Source organism: Criblamydia sequanensis CRIB-18 (assembly GCF_000750955.1).
Classification (GTDB): domain Bacteria; phylum Chlamydiota; class Chlamydiia; order Chlamydiales; family Criblamydiaceae; genus Criblamydia; species Criblamydia sequanensis.
This window is the reverse complement of record NZ_CCEJ010000003.1, coordinates 549281-566265: the sequence shown is the minus strand read 5'-3', so window position 1 is coordinate 566265 and position 16985 is coordinate 549281. Positions and strand designations below refer to the sequence as shown.

Below are 16985 nucleotides of genomic sequence, written 5' to 3'. Positions count from 1 at the left end.
TTTTTTATCAGACCTTAGATGTTTTCATGACACTAGACTATCCCGCTTCCGTGACTTTTACCTTGTACCCAAAAACCAATAGTCGGTAGCTATTTTTTGAGCAAAGGTTTCGTCATGAGAAATCGCTATGATAGCTCCTTCAAATTGAAGTAAAGCTTTCTCAAAAGCTTCTAATGTCACTAAATCAAGGTGGTTTGTGGGTTCATCTAAAAAAAGGACGTTTGGTTTTAACCAAATCATAGAAAGAAGCATCATTTTTTTTCTTTGACCAACACTCAATGCCCCGAAAGGCCTCTTTAAAAAGTCATGATTTTCAAATCCAATTTTTTGAAGCTCTGAACGTAGCGTCTCTTCACTCATTGAATATTTATTTAAAAAATATTCTGAAGCTGTTTTTTTTAAGTCTAAGTTTTCGATTTCTTGGTCAAGGTAAGCGATACTTATATTTTTAGCTTTGACAATTTTTCCCGAATCCAGCGGCAATAAACCATATAAACATTTCATTAGTGTCGTTTTGCCGGCCCCATTTGGTCCTTGTAGAATCACTCTATCTGTTGGATAGAGAAATTTTGATAGGTTGGAAAAAATAATTTTTCCTTCAAAACCTTTAGTTATTGAATCTATTTCAATGGCAAAAGGAGATTGAAGTGGAGGAGCTATAAATCTAAATTTTGGAATATTATTAGGTTTGGGATTTGAAATTAGATTTTTTTCTAATTGGGATTCTTTAGCTTTGAGATCGTCAAGAGCTCGTTTTTGGGATTTTTGATTTCTTCCGCCGCGACTATCGTAGGCTATGATATCACGATCTTTAGGGGCTTTTGGTTTTGCTTTTGAAAAAGTAGTATGGCAAATTTTTTTTCTAACCTCTTTTAACCTGGCTTTTGTTTCTTCGTAAACTTTTAACCTGCTTTCTAAAAAACGCTCCTTTTCTTGGAGATAGAAATCATAATTTCCGCCATAAACTTTTAATTTTCCGTTCTCGATTTCAATTAACCGATTGCAAGTTTTATTTAGAAAAGAACGATCATGTGAGACAATTAGGGTGGCTTTCTTTCGAGCTTTAATTTTTTCAATAATTAATGCGACTGATTCTTTATCCAGATGATTGGTAGGCTCATCTAAAAGCAATAGATCACTTTCATTTGAGAAGATTCTCGCAAGATGAACTCTCATGCGTTGACCAGAACTTAATTCAGATAGAGGAAGATTTAGAAGTTGATTAACCTTAAAGTCTTGAAGAATAGGTTCTAGAGGTGTGCGGTGATAGCCGCCTTTTTTTTCAAATTGCTCGTGAAGTTTGCTCCATTTTTCTAGTTGCGAAGGATCGTCTAAATTTTCTTCCAGCTTTTTGAGTTCCCCCTCAATTTCGATTAGGTTTTCATTATATAAGAATTCCCGTACTGTTTTTGATCGGTCAAACTCAAGCATTTCTTGGGAAAGAAAATTGATTTCTAACTCGCCATTTTTTTGAAGGCAGTCTTCATCATCAGGTGGAAGAACCCCCGCTAAAATTTTTAAAAGAGTGGATTTTCCGGAGCCATTTTCTCCGATTAAGGCAAAACAATCGCCTTCATTGATCGAAAGGAAGACGCCATCTAGAATAATTTTTTTTGTGTAGGATTTAGATAGTTGGATAAGTTGAATAAGCGCAATGCTCATAAGTTTGTTCCATTTTATAAAATTAATAAAATTTACGAAGCAAACTTATTTTTTCATGAGGCATTCTCAACTTTTCAATTTGAAAAACTTATTTTACTGCAGTTAATAAAAAATCGTCAATTATTAAAAGGAATGCCCATTCGGGATAAAAGAAACCTTAAGACAAGAATTGGATGTGTCATCGAATACATAAATAATGTCGCAATCGATAAGCCTTCTGTTTTAGATTGGATTGGACCTTCATTTTTAAGAGCTTGCTGAACCCAAAGTAAGTGTATGGGAAAGGTGATTTTCGGAAGATTATTTAAAGGGAAAAAACCAATGTCTAAAGCTTCTTCTCCAATTTTGGGAGAGCCTTCTTTTAGCTCGCATTCATAAACAAGAGTGTGCCTTGAAAAAAATCCTGAAGGGATATACTCAGCTACAAGCCGTTTAACGTTGATGGACAATCCTGTTTCTTCGAAAAATTCTCTTAAAATAGCTTGAGAGGCTTTTTCATCTTTGTCAATTCCGCCGCCCGGTAAAACCCAGATTGGGACATCTCTTCTTTTGATTAATAGGATATGACCGTTTTGATTAAAAAGAATTCCTGCAACTCCAGCACCTCTATAAAGTTTGTTGTCGCAAGACATGAGAAACTCTTAAAATAAAGAATTCTTAAGAAAAATACCCAGGATAGGACTCGAACCTACACACCTTACGGCACCAGAACCTAAATCTGGCGTGTCTACCAATTTCACCACCTGGGCAAGCTTTTAAGAAAACAATATAACCTGTAAATCCTCTTAAGTCAAGCCTCTCATTCTTTAATTTTAAAATAGTTACAATTTTTTTTCTTGAAAATTTTCCTTTACACAAGAAAATAGAAGTTTTATATGATCTTAATCAAATATTCATAATTTTTTCTTAATAAATAAGGAGAAATCAATGATTGATTGTTTTCATTAATTTATTTTTTTTGATATGTAGAATCTATCAGACTGTGAGGGGTAGAATGATTTCAGTAAAAAGTCTTACGATTCACTTTTTTGTACTCCTCGGCCTCACATTTCCCTCCTTAAAAGCCAATGAATGCGAAGACACTTTCGAATCTGAAAAGTCAGTAGATGCAATTAAAAATGAGAAAGTTACGGATCTTAAACTTTCAAATGGCATGAGGGTTCTACTTAAAAAAACGGATTTTGATAGTGACGAATTTTTTATCCAAATGGTTGCCAAAGGAGGCGCTTTAGGCTTACCGGAAAGCGAGAGGCCTTTAGCAAATCTTTCTCATGAAACAGTTTGGGCAGCAGGCCTTGGAGATTATTCTAATGATCAACTCAATAGTTTGATGTATCGAAAGGGCGTTGAACTATCGTCACGAATTGATAAATTCAGCCGCGTGATAGAAGGCAATTCAACAAGTGAAGGGGCTGAAACCCTTTTTAATCTGATTCATTTGCTTTTTACAAAACCTAACTTTTCAAAAGAAAGCTTATCTGAGGTTTTAAAAGAAACCATCGATGCCTCCAAACTAAGACATTTTGATTTTGAAAATAATTTTGAGGATTTATCCAAGTCTTTAAATGCCCCTTCTTTTTCAGGTTTTCAACATCCTTCTCTTAAAAATATTTCAAAAGACATTTCAATTGAACAGATTAAAAATAATTATACAAAAAGTGTTGAAGATCCAGGCGAATGGCAAACGGTGATTGTTGGAGATTTTGATCTTGAAGAGATGACAAAACTCATCCATCGCTATTTTGAAAATATTCCCGCTAAAAAAAATATCGTTTGGCCGAGATACTCTCAGGACGCGGGGAATCCTTCTTTTCCAAAAGACATCACAAGAAAAAAAATTTCAAACGGAAAAAGAGGGGATTCTTTAACTCGCATGACATTTCCCATTCCTTTTGCAATCAATGCCGAAAATTATAATACCGTAATGGGAATCATTCAATTAATTGAGATTCATTTAAGGAATAAGATCCAAAGCGAGTTTAAAAAAACACAAGGACTTGATGTGTCTCTTGAGTTTCCATTCTTTCCTTATAAAGATAATTTGTGGCTTTTCGTACAGTTTAGAAGCAAGCCGCAAGATACTGAAAGAATTGAAACATTAGTAATACAAGGTATTCAGGATTTGGCTCAAATAGGGCCGACAGAAGATGAGCTCAATTTATTAAAAGAGCAGCAAACAAATACCGATGAGCTTTGGATGAAGCATAACTGTTATTGGCAAGCCAATCTTATGAATTACTTGCTTTGGGGCTGGGATCCAAAAAAGTTTTCTAAAGAAGACCTCTTCTTAAATGCGACACCTAAAATGGTTCAAAATTGGATTGAAGAAAATATCAATCTAAAAAATTATTCCATTTTAATCGCCTCTCCATAAAATAGTTCGAAACTTTAGATACAAAAAGCTCATAAATGACAGTCACTCAATGGCTACATGATTTTTGTTTTCCTCCAAGCAAATTTGATCTCCTTGGTTGTGTAAGTGATTTAATTGATGGAACGTGTTTATCCAATTTTCAACAAATGGGGCCAATAAACAAAGCGGCCCTAATCAAAAAGATCATGGTGGTCGCTTTAATGTCCGGGTTATTTTGTGCTCTTTTTTATAAAGAGGAGGATATTGCGTTGGTAACTTTGGTCGCGTCCACGATCTTTTTCGCTGTAGAAACCTCAAACTATGGCAATTTAGAAATCGATTTTAATCGTCTTAGAAATTCCCGAAATAGACTTTCTTAAAAAACTATTCCATTTTAATAGCCTCTGCCTAAAATTCTCTATGGCTGAACCAATTAATCAGGAGAACTAGGATGAGTTTTTTAGTGAGTTCAATTAAGGATTATTTGTATCCCCCCGCTGAATTTAATATGCTTAAGTGTCTAATTGATGGCGTAAGTGGCACCTGTTACACAAATTTTCAAAAAATGAGTGAGCCTAATAGAAAAGCAATTATAAAAAAAACCATTTCTGCAGCTATTGCAGCTGGATTAGTGAGTTGCTGCATTTTAGGTTCAGGGAGCGCTTTTCAGGTAGCTATAATTACAGGTCTGCTTATTTTTGCCATGGAAACATGTCCTTATGGTCAATTAAATATAGATTTAAGCCGTTTGAGGAATTGAGGTTAAAACTATGGGCTTAAGTTCAATAGATCCAAACGTTTCTTATGCACCTTTGCCTGCCCTTCCTCCTTTTAGCTTTAAGCAATGTATGAAAGATCTCGTTAATGGGACTTGCTTCGAAATTTTTGGTGAAAGAGATTTAGACGAAAAATACAATACCATAACAAAAACATTGCTTGTAGCAGTAGCTTCCGGGCTCTTAGAAGTTTATGGCTTAGGAGATCATTATGGCGCAGCCACAATCATCATGGGCATAATAACTTTTGCCTTATTAACCTCGCCTGAGGGCAATAAAGTTAAAGCTATTCGCATCATTAGAATGGAATATTGAATCTATTAAGTGGAATAGCTAAAGCTATTCCACTCCATGTTTTTTAAGAAGCTCTGACCAATAAATACGGTTCTGTTTGGATAGGTATTTGCCAAGCAATCTATAGGGAATAGGCCATTCATGGTGATGCTCTGTGTCAATGACTGCGATCTTTCCATCTTTTGCAAAAGGTAGATTAAAAGGATAGGTGCTATCACGCAAGCCTAAGTCTTTAATAAGAAAGAAGATTGCCTCTACCGTTCTTTTGGGTAGAGTATCTTTTTTCCATTCAGTCAAATTGCTTGTTTGAGCTAAAAGATCCATGTCTTCTGCTACCAATATGAAATATTTTTGCTGAGTGCCGGTTTCTGCTAAAGGCAAAAGGGGTAAAGGGTAAATCCATTTCGTTGGAACTTTAATAATGTCTTCGTAGCCCTTCTCTTTAATCCAATCTTTTACATTTATAGCGCCTAAGAGACGCTGGAATAGCTTTAAGCCATCATTGATATTTAGCTGATCATCTTGGTAAAATTTAAAATAATAGCCTGGAATTTTTGGGTGAGTGGATACAATAAGCTTACTGTATTTACGAGGCGAGGTGTGTTTAAAGCCCGCTTTTTTTAAGGAGCTTTCATTTTGCAGAACTCTTTTTTTAGAGCTAAAAAGTTCATCCAAACCCTTTTTAGCGGGATGATCCTCAGGTAAAAAATAAGGCTTAAGCGTGTCCCAGATTTCATCTGTAACTTTATCGCTCTTTTCATAACTTTTCTTAAAGCATTGAGTTTTTGCTTTTTCTGAGAAGAGAGTCGTTTGAAGATTGAAAAGAAAAAGAAGAGATAAAAATAAATGTCTCATAGATAGCTTTTAAGGGTTCATTTAACTGACTAGACATTTAACCTTATTTTAGGGTTTACTAGAAGATAAAAATAAGAGCATCCATGGAAGAAAAAACTCATATAGGTGTGTACGGAATCCTTTTAAAGAATGACCAATTGCTTTTTGTTCGAAAAACAAGAGGGCCTTATAAAGGAAAATTAGATCTTCCGGGAGGCAGGCCAAATTTTGGCGAAGATCTCTCTCTAACTCTTTTGCGAGAAATTGAAGAGGAAACAGGGGTGGTTGTAAAAAAAGCGAGCCTGTTTAAAAATCTTTCCTGCCTAGTTAAGTATAAAGAAGAAGGGAAGGAAAAGTCCCTTTACCACATTGCTTTAGTCTATCTAATTTTTGATTTTGATGAATCCCAGTTAGAAAAAAAGAATAGCGAAGATGTAAATGGATACGAATGGGTATCTATTGAAGAAGCTTCAAAAAAAGAGCTATCTGAAATGGCTTCTCTAACTCTAAAGCTTATCTTAAGTTAAATTTACCTAAGTGGTTAAATTTCATATTTCTTACATTCCGATAGTATATAATTTTTTGAAAAAATAGTATTTTTATTGGTAAAAATCTTTACAAGAAATGCCATCTTACGTTTTCTCTTTTTTATAGAGGTTGTGTGTAATTATGCTGAAATTGACAATAGGTTTTTTACTCGCAGTGCTTTGCTGCTTTACGCCTGCATTTTCTGAAAATTCCCGATTTATTTATTGTGATAAAGAATTACAGGGTCCTCTTTATAAAATTTTGAAGTTGCCTGAAGCTTGTAATGTTATAAAAGATATTCAAAAAGCAGGCCCTTTTAAAGTTCTTGTAAATAACCATTCCGAACTCTCCAATCAATTTGGTGCTTATTGGGACTCCAATACAAGAGCCATTGTAGTTAGTTTAAATTTCAATCAATCTGAAGGGGAAATTATTGGATCAATTTTATTTGAGCTTCATAACGCTCTCATTAATGATAAACTTGAGCACGTTTATGCTGAAATTGACAATAGGTTGTTTACTTGCAGTGCTTTGTTGCTTTATGCCGGCATTTTCTGCAAATTCCCGAATTATTTATTGCGATAAAGAATTACAGGTTCCTCTTTATAAAATTTTGAAATTGCCTGAAGCTCGCAATCTTATAAAGGATATCCAGAAAGACGGTCCTTTTAAGGTTCTTGTAAATAACCATTCTAAACTTTCGAATCAATTTGGCGCCTATTGGGACCCGGCTACAAGAACCATTGTAGTTAGCCTAAATTCCAATCAATCTGAAGGTGGGATCATTAGATCCATTTTATTTGAGCTTCATAACGCCCTTATTAATGATAAACTCGAGCACGCTTATGATTTAGCATCCAAGCGTCAAATTGATAAGGAAAGTTTTGTTGAAGCGATTGAAAGGATGGAATATCTAAACTCGCTAGGAGCTTCCAAAAGAAAGGATGGAATATCTAAACTCGTTAGAAGCTTCCAAACTTGCTGAAAAAGGGATTAAGCTTGGGATATTCCCCCCTTCTGCAAGACTATTTACTTATAAAGATTTTGATGAGCATTATCGCTATCAAAAGAAAGGCGGCCACTCAGCTTACATAGCCAACAACTATGACCAGTTTACAAAAAAACATCGGGTTATTCGAAATAATGAATAAAGATTTTGATGAGCATTATCACTACCAAAAGAAAAGCGGTCATTCAGCTTATATTGCTAATAGCTATGATCAGTTTGCAAAAAGAGAACGGGTTATAAGAAATGATGGCTATCGTTATTTTTTTCTGCAACCCATGCATTAGAGTTTTTTTGAACACTTCCTTTTCTTGTTAAATTAAATTCCATCAAAGCTTTGTTCAGCTTGCATTGAAGAAGATCTTCTACATTCAAAGCACTTAATTATTGCCATAGTTTTATGCGATCGTAATATCTAATTAATCATCTGCATAAACTTAAAAAAAATCGAAATTTTTTGGTTTAATTAGCTTATCTTATCTTCGATTTGAAGAATTTTTTTTCTGCAACCCATGCATTAACTTTCACTATTAAAAAGCCGATCTCTCTCTTCTTTTTCTTTTTGAAGGCGCAAATGATCGAGATAGCTTTGAAGAATAATGACAGCCGCTACTGTATCAACTTTTTTTGAACGCTCTTTTCTTGTTAGAGTAGATTCCATCAAAGCTCGTTCAGCTTGCATTGAAGACAACCTCTCATCCCAAAAAATGTATTCGGTTTGAATCGATTTTCTTAACAATTCTAAAAAGTGGGAGGCTTCATCAGCCATAAAGCCGCTTTTCCCGCTCATTAAGAGAGGCTTTCCAATAACAATCGCTTCGATATTGTAACCGTACTCTTCGGCATGTTTTCTCAGAATAGCTACCACTTTTGCAAGAGTGGCAGCTGATTTTTTTTCGGCCGTTACAACAGTAAGGGGCATCGCGATCATCTTAGTTTCATCCGAATAAGAAACCCCTATTCGCTTAAAGCCAAAATCGATGCCGATAATCCTTTTCTTTGCTGTTGTCATGAACCGTCCTTTTCTTTTTTATGCTTGATGGCAGCTTTTATGAAATCGCGAAAAAGAGGGTGGGGCGCTGTCGGCTTTGATTTGAACTCCGGATGAAACTGTACGCCTACCATCCATGGGTGGTCTTTAACTTCGGCAATCTCAAGAAGCCCGGAACTTTCTAAAATACCCGATAAAAGAAGACCTCTTTCTTCTAAGAGTTCTTTATATTTGTTATTAAACTCATAGCGATGTCGGTGTCTTTCTGAAATAGTTAAGGCTCCATAGGCTAAATGCGCTTTGGAGTTTTTCAATAGTTTTGTTTCATAAGCTCCAAGACGCATGGTTCCACCCAAATCTTGAACCGTTTTTTGCTCGCTTAGGAGAGAAATTACCGGCTCTTCCGTATCAGGCTCAACCTCTGTTGAGTTTGCTTTTATAAGGCCTGCTTTATTTCTTGCAAATTCGACAGTCATAACTTGCATCCCAAGACATATTCCAAAGTAAGGAATTTTTTCTTCTCGGCAATATTCAGCTGTCTTTATTTTACCTTCCCAGCCCCGCTCTCCAAAACCACCGGGAATAAGGTAGCCATCGCATTCCTCCAGTTGAGGTTTTAAAGATTCTTTTGTTTCAATTTTGTCTGCTTCAAATCGTTTAATTTTAATTTGATAGCCCGCATCAATCGCTGCATGGGCAAGAGATTCATAAATAGACTTATAGGCGTCTTGATGTTGTATGTACTTTCCAACAACTCCGATCGTAACCACACCCTTTGGCTCTTTAATTACATCGATTAATTTTTCCCAATTAGCAAGGCTTATCTTTTTCTTTTTCAAATTTAAGAGCTCAACTAGCATTTCATCCAAGCCTTGCTCATGAAGCTTGATAGGAACTTCATAAATGCTATACTCAACATCTACTTCTTCAATAACGGCGTTTTCAGGAACGTTGCAATACAAACTGATTTTGCTTTTAATTTCTTCAGGCAGCGGTTTTTCGCTCCGGCAAAGCATAATATCGGGAAAAATGCCGATTTCACGAAGGATTTGAACAGAGTGCTGAGAGGGTTTGGATTTAAATTCAGCGGCAGCTTTCAGGTAAGGAACATATGTTAGATGGACATTGATGCAATCTTTTTTATTTTCGGAATGAAGCTGTCTTATAGCTTCTAAGAAAGGAAGGGATTCGATATCCCCAACAGTTCCACCGATTTCAACGATGGTGACATCGATGTCTTTTTCTTGCTGGCTGCATTCATGAATTCTCTTTTTGATTTCATCGGTAATGTGGGGAATGACTTGAACGGTTTTTCCTAAATAGTCGCCCCTTCTCTCTCTTTTTATAACAGTATTATAAATTTGTCCTGATGTAGCATTGGAAGCTTTTGAAAGAGGGGAGTCAGTGTAGCGAAAATAGTGGCCTAAATCCAAATCGGTTTCAGCTCCATCATCTGTGACATAAACTTCACCGTGTTGATAGGGGCTCATGGTTCCCGGATCGACATTCAAATAAGGGTCCAGTTTAAGCATAGCTATTTTATTTCCATGCTTTTCAAGGAGCATTCCAAGTGAGGCAGCGGTTAATCCTTTACCGAGCGAAGAGCAAACCCCGCCTGTAACAAAAATGTACTTCATTGACATATTTTTGATTCTCGCAATTTATAATCTTCTGGTGTGTCGATCCCTTTTGTGTCGTGATCAACAAGTGTAATATGAATCTTGTAACCGTGTTCTAAGGCCTTGAGTTGTTCAAGGTCTTCAGAAATTTGTAAAGGTGTCGAAGTGAGGTAAGGGTAAATGAGAAGAAAGTCTTTTCTATAGGCGTAAAGGCCAATATGCTTATGATACGGAATATTTTTATTGACCCTTTCAGTTTTATGAGAAGGGATAGGGGATCTCGAAAAATAAAGCGCGTAGCCTTTTTTGTCAAAAACACATTTAACAACAGAGCTTTTGTTGATTTCCTCTAAATTGTTTAAAGGAACGCAAGCGGTTGCCATGCTAGCGTCATTATGTAAAATTAAATTTTTTACTACCAAGTCAATGGTGTTTTCGCTTACATCAGGCTCATCGCCTTGGACATTCACAACAATATCGTAGTGAGCGAAATCCGGGAATTCGGCTATTACATAGGCCAACCTTTCAGTGCCGGTGGCACAAATATCGGGAGTCATAACCGCTTTCCCGCCAAAGGACTCTACTTTATTTTTAATTCTTTCATCATCGGTTGCAACGAGCAACTCATCAAAAAGTTTGCATTTCTTTGCGTTTTCATAGGTGTGTTGTATAAGTGGTTTTCCCTCAAACTCAAGAAGCGGTTTTCCGGGAAGTCTCGTGCTGCCAAAACGGGCAGGTATAATACCGATAATAGAGGGTTTTTTCGAACTCATGATTTAATCTGATATCCAAAAGAAAGTTTAAAAACTTCGTCAGTATATCAAAGCCGCTCATTCAACTCCAATAGCTTTTAATATAAAACAGGGGAGTTGAAAATTTGGGTTAGTAAAAATAAATAATTGATGATTATAGACTTAAATGTTAGGTGAAAGATGGTTTTGTAGGAGCTTCTTCAGGGGTCATTTCATAAAGGCCGCCTTCAATGGCTGCAATTCTCTTTTGAATGGGTGGGTGAGTTGCGAAAAGTGAACTTAAGAAGCTATGATCCTGAAAATAGAGATGGGAATAAGCTGAACCTTGTCCTGGCATATCATAAATAGTGTCTTTAGCGATTTTTCTAAGGGCGTTTGCAATTCCATCGGTGCTTCTTGTAAATTGAACTGCGCAAGCGTCTGCCAAATACTCGCGCTCACGGCTAACTGTAGCTTTTAAAATACTTCCAAAAAAATAGGTGAAAGCGCCCGCCATTATAAAGATAACTGCCGCTAAGGCGATGGGGTTTCCCCCTCTTTCTTTCGAAGATTCAACTCTTCTTTGGTAACCGATGCCGGTTACTTGAAGAATTCTAAAACCGAAGTAAAGGATAAAGAAAAATCCCATGACCATGGCGGCAAGCCGCATGCTGATTTTCATATCCCCATTATAGATATGTCCGAATTCGTGGGCGATAACGCCTTGAACTTCTTGTCTTGAAAGCCTTCTTAACGCGCCTTCAGTGATGGCAATGGCTGCATTATTGGGGGTTATCCCTGCAGCAAAAGCATTAATTTCATTTACAGGGATAATAAAAACCGGGGGTACCGGAAGGGAGGCGGCAAGCGCCATCTCTTCCACAATATTTAGAAGCTGTCTCTCTTCGGGAATAGTGCTGTTTTTCTGAACTTCATAAGCCCCGACGGATTTAGCAACGTAGCTGCCTCCAAAAGCTTGGTACATTTTGTAGTTAAAGCCTGCAACTAAGAAGGTTGTAGCTAAAAAAAGCGATCCAAAAAAGGGAAAGGGAGGGTCATAGGAACCATCTGAATAAGTCCTTAACGCCCATTCGACAAAAAGTGAAACAGCAACAGTTAATGCAATAAAAGCTGAAACATAGATTTTTGTTTTGGAGCGAGCTCTTCTTTGGGCAGCCCAAAAATCCATTGATACTTATCCTAGTTTTAAAATGAGACTTTTACTGCTTTTTTAGCTTCCGGCTCTTCAATCTGATAAGCTTCTGCCGGATTATGACCGAAAGCGCTTGCGATTAAATTAGTTGGGAAGGTTTGTTGAGCTACATTGTATTGCATGACCTGATCATTATAGGCCTGTCTTGCAAAAGCTACTTTATTTTCTGTTGTTCTAAGTTCCTCTTGCAATTGAGCCATGGTCTCGCTTGCTTTAAGTTGCGGATAATTTTCGGCTAAAGCAAAAATGTTTCCTAAAGAACCTTTAAGAGTGGTTTCAGCTGCCATCAAATCACGCATAGCAGCCCCCGACGGAACAGACTGTTCCGAGATTTGCTGTCTTGCTTGCTGCGCTTGGTTTCTCGCTTGAATGACTGACTCTAAAGTAGATTGCTCATATTTCATGTAGCCTTTTACAGTTTCGACAAGATTTGGAATTAAGTCGTAGCGCCTTTGTAGTTGAACATCTATTTGGCTCCACGCGTTCTTCACCTGATTTTGAAGACGGATTAAGTGGTTGTATACACCTATTCCCCAAAGTGCTAAGAGGGCAAGTATAGCAAGAATGGCAATAGTAAATGTCATAAAAACTCCTAAAATTAACTTATATCTGTTTCTTATCAGTTTTTAGGGTTTAAATCTATAGTTTGAAAATAAGATTTACATTGCATTTAAAAAAAAATTTGTAGAATCTTGATTATCTGTCAAAAAGAGACTTTTTACTTGCAATTGTTTGCTTTTAAAAAAGATAGATTGAGAAGTGGATCCTAAAGCAAGGGAGAGCTTCCAAGCAAATTTAAGATTAAGGCTTTTTAAGAGCAGTCCCTTTTTTAGAAAAATAAAGTTTTAGCTTTAGTGTGTATTTTACTTGACTTATGTCTCAAAATTTTTTAAAGCAGATAGTACTTTTGGAGGATCGATCCTATGACGCCTATTTTGCACCGCATGACTGCTTTTGTGACCTTATGCTCAATGGTTTTAGTAACTGTAGAAAACCGAGCCCAGGAAAATCATTATAACTCCCGTCCCTTTTATCAGGATAATTGTTATAACCAACCTTATTTTCCAGTTTATACACGATCCGATAATGCAGGTCCTCCTCCGGGAAGCGCTCCCTACTATGGCCCTTATGCAGCAGGCCCTTACGGACCTAATTGCGGACCTTATCCCTATCCTCCTGCAAATCAGAACAATAACAACAACGGCAACGGTAACAACAACAACAACGGCAATGGCAATGGCAATGGCAATGGCCATGATGGCCATGGCAGCGGAAACGGCGGAAACGGCGGAGGGGGCGGTCCCGGATCTCCTACACGAGGTCCTTATCGAACTCCCCAAAGATGTCCTTCTCCCTATAGCGTCTCAAGCTGCGGCACCCTTTGCGATAGCGCTCTTTGCTTTTTCGGAGCGATTATAGGAGGGGTTGGTATTGGACTTCTTTTTAACAATAGAGGAGAAAGAGGAAAAACCGGTTTAACAGGAGACCCGGGCATTGACGGCATTGACGGCACAGATGGCGCTACAGGCCCGCAGGGTCCAATCGGTCCTGTTGGTCCGCAAGGTCCTATTGGCCCTGAAGGCCCTCCTGGAGTTACTTTTGCTGAAGATACAACCAATAGCATTACACCCACTTTCAATTTACAATTAACAGCCGCTTTACCGGCCGGTTCTTCTATTGTTCCTTTTGTCATCGATCCCGCAGGAAATTTTACTGTCGGCTCTTCGTTTAACGTGGGAATTACAACTCCTCAATCAATTCTGTTTCCAACAATTGGCCCACCTGTTTTAATTGGTACCTATGAATTCGGATTGCAAGTAATTGCTGGAACAATCGTTAATCCATCCGACCTGACAGCTTCTGTATCAGTTGCTGCAAGTCGAGATGCAAGTACAACGGTAATAAATATTGCAGCAAGCGATCCGGTGATAAGTGCAACCCAATATCAGCTTGTTGAACAATTTGGCTATGGCCCTAGCGGAAGTAATATTCCATAAATATATACAAAAACAAAAAGAGTACATTCTTGTTTGTTTCATGGCGCTTGCTTGCGTTGCAAGCAAAGCGCCTCTTGCAAGCAGCGAGACTTCTTGCTATGAAAGCGAGAACGTTCCGTGTGCTACAGTTGATCTGAGCTTAAGCAGCCCTCCTGAAATTCTATCATTAGAAAATACCATCGAAAGAGCCTTAGCTTTTAGCGATAAAATTTTAGATGCAGCCGATTCTGTATTTCGATCAAAACTACAAATTTCAATTGCCGAATCCCAATTTGGAATTCAAATGCGTCCTAACGGAAAATTTGGTTATGCTTGTGTTAACCAACGTGTAAAGTTAGATGAGGATGAAAGTACAACTGTTACAAAAATAAAACCATGCTATGGGACAGGTTTAACTTTCAGCAAAAAGTTTTATACCGGGCAAGAAATTAGTTTCACGCCAAACGTATCTAATATGGATGGTGAAAGATGGGGAACAGGAGCGTCTCTTAGCTTTTCTCAACCTCTTTTTAGAGGCTTTTCAAAAGCTTATCAATTAAACACCTTGAACGCGGCTCAGTTTTCTTACAGGAAAGCTGTACGATCTTTTTATTCTTCTCAAATAAATTCAGTATTAAAAGCTGTCACCGTTTTTTATGAGGCTTTGAAACAAAGAGAAATTTTTAGGATCAATCAAGAGTCAAGCGCACGATTAAAAGCCCATTTGGAAACCGCAAAGCTTAAAGAAAGGTTAGGGATCGGGAGCGAACTTGATATTTACCGCATTGAAATCGAACTTAGCAATGCGGAAGAATCTGAATTTGCCTCACTTGAAAAATTAAAAGATGCTGAAGATAAGCTTAAGGATTTAATAGGGTTGCCTTTAGATTCGACAATTTTGCCTGAAGAAAAAATTGTATACAATGAACCGACTCTATCGCTTTCACAAGCAATATCAATTGCCAATATGAATCGAATTGAGATTGATCAAGCAGCCGATAACCTAGATGAAGCGAATAGACTCGCGATTGTTGCGAAACATCAGACACTGCCTGATCTTAATCTTTTAATTGAATATTCTACCTCAGGCTATGATTCAGCTTTTTGGAATTTTTATTGTTGCGTAGACCGAAAGCATAATTTGAACATGACCTTAACGACTAATTCGGATGTGACGAGTCGTAAAGAAATGGCTCATTATCAGCAAGCAAGAGTGGCGCTTGCAACAATTTCAAGAGCTTATGAAAATACTAGGTCGTCAATCGAACTAGATGTTAGAAAAAGTGTAAGAAATTATCAGACCTCATGGGATCGACTCCATAATTTGGAAGAAAAATTGGTAGCCTCTGAAGCAAGCCTTAAGTTTGCACAATTAAAATATGAACGAGGGCTTGCCGATAATTTTGATGTGATTCAAGCAGAAAAAAACATCAGATCTTCTAAAACACAAGTCTTTAGCATGTTAATCGATTACATTTTAAGCGAATACAAGCTCTATATGAGCCTTGGCACCCTAATTGACAAACCCTGCATTTGATATATGTTAAAAAAACGCATTCAGTATTTATCCCTATCCCTTTTTGTTGGCCTTGCCATAACTTTATTCGGTTCTTTTTCAAGCAGCCATTCGATGGAGGAAAAAGAAGCGTCCTTTTCCTTTCCGGCGGTCAAACGTTCTTTTTCAGTTGAAGTATCCACAGTTGGCGAATTGGAAGCTGAAAAAGCTGTGACTGTTTCCTCTCAACTTAAAGGAGATCGATCCAAGCTAATCTACTTAGTAGCAGACGGTCAATTTGTTCAAGAAAATGATATTCTAGCAAAGATTGACCCTCTTCCTTTTGAAGAGCTAGTAAGAGAACTTGAGCATAAATATCAAGAACAGCTTCTTTTAATTGAAGCAAATAGAGCCTTTTTAGAACGGGAAATCACGCAAATTCAACATGAGAATGAAGTAGCTGTCTGTGAAACTGAAGCCGCACGGCTCGAAATTGAGAAAATCAAAGAAGGCGATGCTCCTCTTGAAATTTCAAAACTAAATCATGCGGTTAAGAAATCTGAAAGAAAATGCAAAGAGCTTTCTCAATTCCTAAAAGAGATTGAAGAACAAAACTTAGTTTCGATTCTTGGACCTGTTGAGATCAGCAAAGTAAAAAAACAATACAACGAAGAAAAAGAAACGTTGAATGCAGCGATGGCCCAACAAGATGCTTATGTGAACCATAGTTTGCCATCTCAGATAAAAAAAGCTGAGATGAAACTCGAAAAAGCCCTTCTCAAGAAAAGTGAAGTCTATAGGCAAGGGGAGTATCGCATTTCCAAAGCAAGAATGGCAGCTAAGCAATCTGAGCTTGCAGAGGTTTCCCTAAAGCAAAAAATTGAAGAAGCTAAAAAAGAGCTTCTTGAAACCGTCATTCGTGCACCCTCTCCCGGTATTGTTGTGTTAAGGGAAGAGTTTCGCGGCAGCCAAAGAAGAAAGCCAAGAATAGGAGATGTGCTATTAAAAAATCAGCCTCTTCTAGATTTGCCAAACTTACAAAATATGGTAGTTAAGACAAAAGTCAGGGAAGTGGATTTACATAAAGTAGCTGTTGGAAAACCTGCTACTATTGAAGTTCAGGCGTTTCCTTCTCTTTTTTTAGAAGGAAACGTTTTAAGCATAGGTGTTTTAGCTCAGGCCGATATTTTTCGTAATACTAATGAAAAGTATTTTGAGGTCACAATTCGCCTTAATGAATCGAAAGATTTTCTCAGACCCGGTATGACTGCTTGCGCAACCATCCACTCTGAAACTTTTGATGATGTTTTAACCATCCCGACCCATTCCGTTTTTCGAAATGGAAATCAGTTTTTTTGCTTTAAATCCACTCTTTTTGGCGGAATAGAAAAGAAAGAAATAACCATAAAAGAGGGTAATAACCTTTACGCTATCGTCCAAGAGGGCTTAAACGAAGGGGATGAAGTTCTCTTAAATCCCCCGGAACACCTAATTGACGGGGCTTAAG

The 16985-nt window shown here is 37.4% G+C and carries 20 protein-coding genes and 1 tRNA gene; 12 read left to right on the top strand and 9 right to left on the bottom strand.

Annotation, left to right across the window (positions count from 1 at the left end; genetic code table 11):
• Window positions 1-57: 57 nt before the first annotated feature.
• From abc-f to CSEC_RS04240, 3 genes are all read right to left on the bottom strand, one after another.
• Window positions 58-1662: a ribosomal protection-like ABC-F family protein gene (gene abc-f / locus CSEC_RS04250; RefSeq protein ID WP_041017112.1), complete on the bottom strand. Its 1605-nt coding sequence runs from the start codon at window positions 1660-1662 to the stop codon at window positions 58-60.
• A 116-nt stretch (window positions 1663-1778) separates the two neighbouring features.
• Entirely contained in the window at window positions 1779-2294 is a 516-nt protein-coding gene (locus CSEC_RS04245) for an NUDIX hydrolase (RefSeq protein ID WP_053331762.1), read from the bottom strand.
• Between the two features lie 35 nt (window positions 2295-2329).
• Window positions 2330-2411, bottom strand: a tRNA-Leu gene (locus CSEC_RS04240).
• A 245-nt stretch (window positions 2412-2656) separates the two neighbouring features.
• Between CSEC_RS04240 and CSEC_RS04235 the strand changes: the two genes are divergently transcribed.
• The 4 genes from CSEC_RS04235 to CSEC_RS04220 all read left to right on the top strand — a co-directional run bounded on the left by CSEC_RS04235 (window position 2657) and on the right by CSEC_RS04220 (window position 5106).
• Complete coding sequence (locus CSEC_RS04235; protein WP_041017111.1) at window positions 2657-4036, top strand: M16 family metallopeptidase; 1380 nt, start codon at window positions 2657-2659, stop codon at window positions 4034-4036.
• Between the two features lie 35 nt (window positions 4037-4071).
• Window positions 4072-4395, top strand: a complete 324-nt coding sequence (locus CSEC_RS04230; protein WP_041017110.1) for a hypothetical protein — start codon at window positions 4072-4074, stop codon at window positions 4393-4395.
• A gap of 71 nt (window positions 4396-4466) precedes the next feature.
• Window positions 4467-4775 carry a hypothetical protein gene (locus CSEC_RS04225; protein ID WP_041017109.1) on the top strand — a complete coding sequence of 103 codons (309 nt, stop codon included), beginning with the start codon at window positions 4467-4469 and terminating at the stop codon, window positions 4773-4775.
• A 10-nt stretch (window positions 4776-4785) separates the two neighbouring features.
• Window positions 4786-5106 carry a hypothetical protein gene (locus tag CSEC_RS04220; RefSeq protein WP_041017108.1) on the top strand — a complete coding sequence of 107 codons (321 nt, stop codon included), beginning with the start codon at window positions 4786-4788 and terminating at the stop codon, window positions 5104-5106.
• Window positions 5107-5130: 24 nt separating this feature from the next.
• Here CSEC_RS04220 and CSEC_RS04215 read toward each other — a convergent pair whose 3' ends face one another.
• Entirely contained in the window at window positions 5131-5940 is an 810-nt protein-coding gene (locus CSEC_RS04215) for a hypothetical protein (RefSeq protein WP_053331761.1), read from the bottom strand.
• Between the two features lie 83 nt (window positions 5941-6023).
• Here CSEC_RS04215 and CSEC_RS04210 point away from each other — a divergent pair, with 83 nt between their 5' ends.
• The 5 genes from CSEC_RS04210 (at window position 6024) to CSEC_RS13090 (ending at window position 7740) form a co-directional block, all read left to right on the top strand.
• Window positions 6024-6446, top strand: a complete 423-nt coding sequence (locus CSEC_RS04210) for an NUDIX domain-containing protein (RefSeq protein ID WP_053331760.1) — start codon at window positions 6024-6026, stop codon at window positions 6444-6446.
• Between the two features lie 142 nt (window positions 6447-6588).
• Window positions 6589-7032, top strand: coding sequence for a hypothetical protein (locus CSEC_RS04205; RefSeq protein WP_041017107.1), 444 nt, complete (start codon window positions 6589-6591; stop codon window positions 7030-7032).
• Window positions 6989-7432 (top strand): hypothetical protein, encoded by a 444-nt coding sequence (locus CSEC_RS04200; RefSeq protein WP_041017106.1) that lies wholly within the window; start codon window positions 6989-6991, stop codon window positions 7430-7432. The genes CSEC_RS04205 and CSEC_RS04200 overlap by 44 nt, the downstream gene beginning before the upstream one ends.
• Complete coding sequence (locus tag CSEC_RS04195; RefSeq protein ID WP_041017105.1) at window positions 7392-7598, top strand: hypothetical protein; 207 nt, start codon at window positions 7392-7394, stop codon at window positions 7596-7598. The genes CSEC_RS04200 and CSEC_RS04195 overlap by 41 nt, the downstream gene beginning before the upstream one ends.
• Window positions 7591-7740: a hypothetical protein gene (locus tag CSEC_RS13090; RefSeq protein ID WP_154017620.1), complete on the top strand. Its 150-nt coding sequence runs from the start codon at window positions 7591-7593 to the stop codon at window positions 7738-7740. The genes CSEC_RS04195 and CSEC_RS13090 overlap by 8 nt, the downstream gene beginning before the upstream one ends.
• A gap of 230 nt (window positions 7741-7970) precedes the next feature.
• On the opposite strand, the gene ruvX is transcribed toward CSEC_RS13090, so the two are convergent.
• The 5 genes from ruvX to CSEC_RS04170 all read right to left on the bottom strand — a co-directional run bounded on the left by ruvX (window position 7971) and on the right by CSEC_RS04170 (window position 12591).
• Window positions 7971-8465 (bottom strand): Holliday junction resolvase RuvX, encoded by a 495-nt coding sequence (gene ruvX / locus CSEC_RS04190; protein WP_053331759.1) that lies wholly within the window; start codon window positions 8463-8465, stop codon window positions 7971-7973.
• Window positions 8462-10087: a CTP synthase gene (locus tag CSEC_RS04185; protein WP_041017104.1), complete on the bottom strand. Its 1626-nt coding sequence runs from the start codon at window positions 10085-10087 to the stop codon at window positions 8462-8464. The genes ruvX and CSEC_RS04185 overlap by 4 nt, the downstream gene beginning before the upstream one ends.
• The gene (gene kdsB / locus CSEC_RS04180) at window positions 10078-10836 is read right to left on the bottom strand and encodes a 3-deoxy-manno-octulosonate cytidylyltransferase (RefSeq protein WP_041017103.1); all 759 of its coding nucleotides are present in this window, start codon (window positions 10834-10836) and stop codon (window positions 10078-10080) included. Before kdsB ends, CSEC_RS04185 begins: the two co-directional genes overlap by 10 nt.
• A gap of 148 nt (window positions 10837-10984) precedes the next feature.
• Window positions 10985-11983, bottom strand: a complete 999-nt coding sequence (locus CSEC_RS04175; protein ID WP_041017102.1) for a M48 family metallopeptidase — start codon at window positions 11981-11983, stop codon at window positions 10985-10987.
• A gap of 17 nt (window positions 11984-12000) precedes the next feature.
• Window positions 12001-12591 (bottom strand): LemA family protein, encoded by a 591-nt coding sequence (locus CSEC_RS04170; protein WP_041017101.1) that lies wholly within the window; start codon window positions 12589-12591, stop codon window positions 12001-12003.
• Window positions 12592-12930: 339 nt separating this feature from the next.
• On the opposite strand from CSEC_RS04170, the gene CSEC_RS13325 reads away from it, so the two are divergent.
• From CSEC_RS13325 to CSEC_RS04155, 3 genes are read left to right on the top strand one after another with little or no spacing between them, the layout of a single operon-like run.
• Window positions 12931-14004: a hypothetical protein gene (locus CSEC_RS13325; protein ID WP_041017100.1), complete on the top strand. Its 1074-nt coding sequence runs from the start codon at window positions 12931-12933 to the stop codon at window positions 14002-14004.
• Window positions 13940-15520, top strand: a complete 1581-nt coding sequence (locus tag CSEC_RS04160) for a TolC family protein (protein ID WP_161780954.1) — start codon at window positions 13940-13942, stop codon at window positions 15518-15520. The genes CSEC_RS13325 and CSEC_RS04160 overlap by 65 nt, the downstream gene beginning before the upstream one ends.
• A 3-nt stretch (window positions 15521-15523) precedes the next feature.
• A complete protein-coding gene (locus tag CSEC_RS04155; protein ID WP_053331758.1) occupies window positions 15524-16984 on the top strand; it encodes an efflux RND transporter periplasmic adaptor subunit in 1461 nt (486 codons plus the stop codon).
• Window position 16985 lies beyond the last annotated feature (1 nt).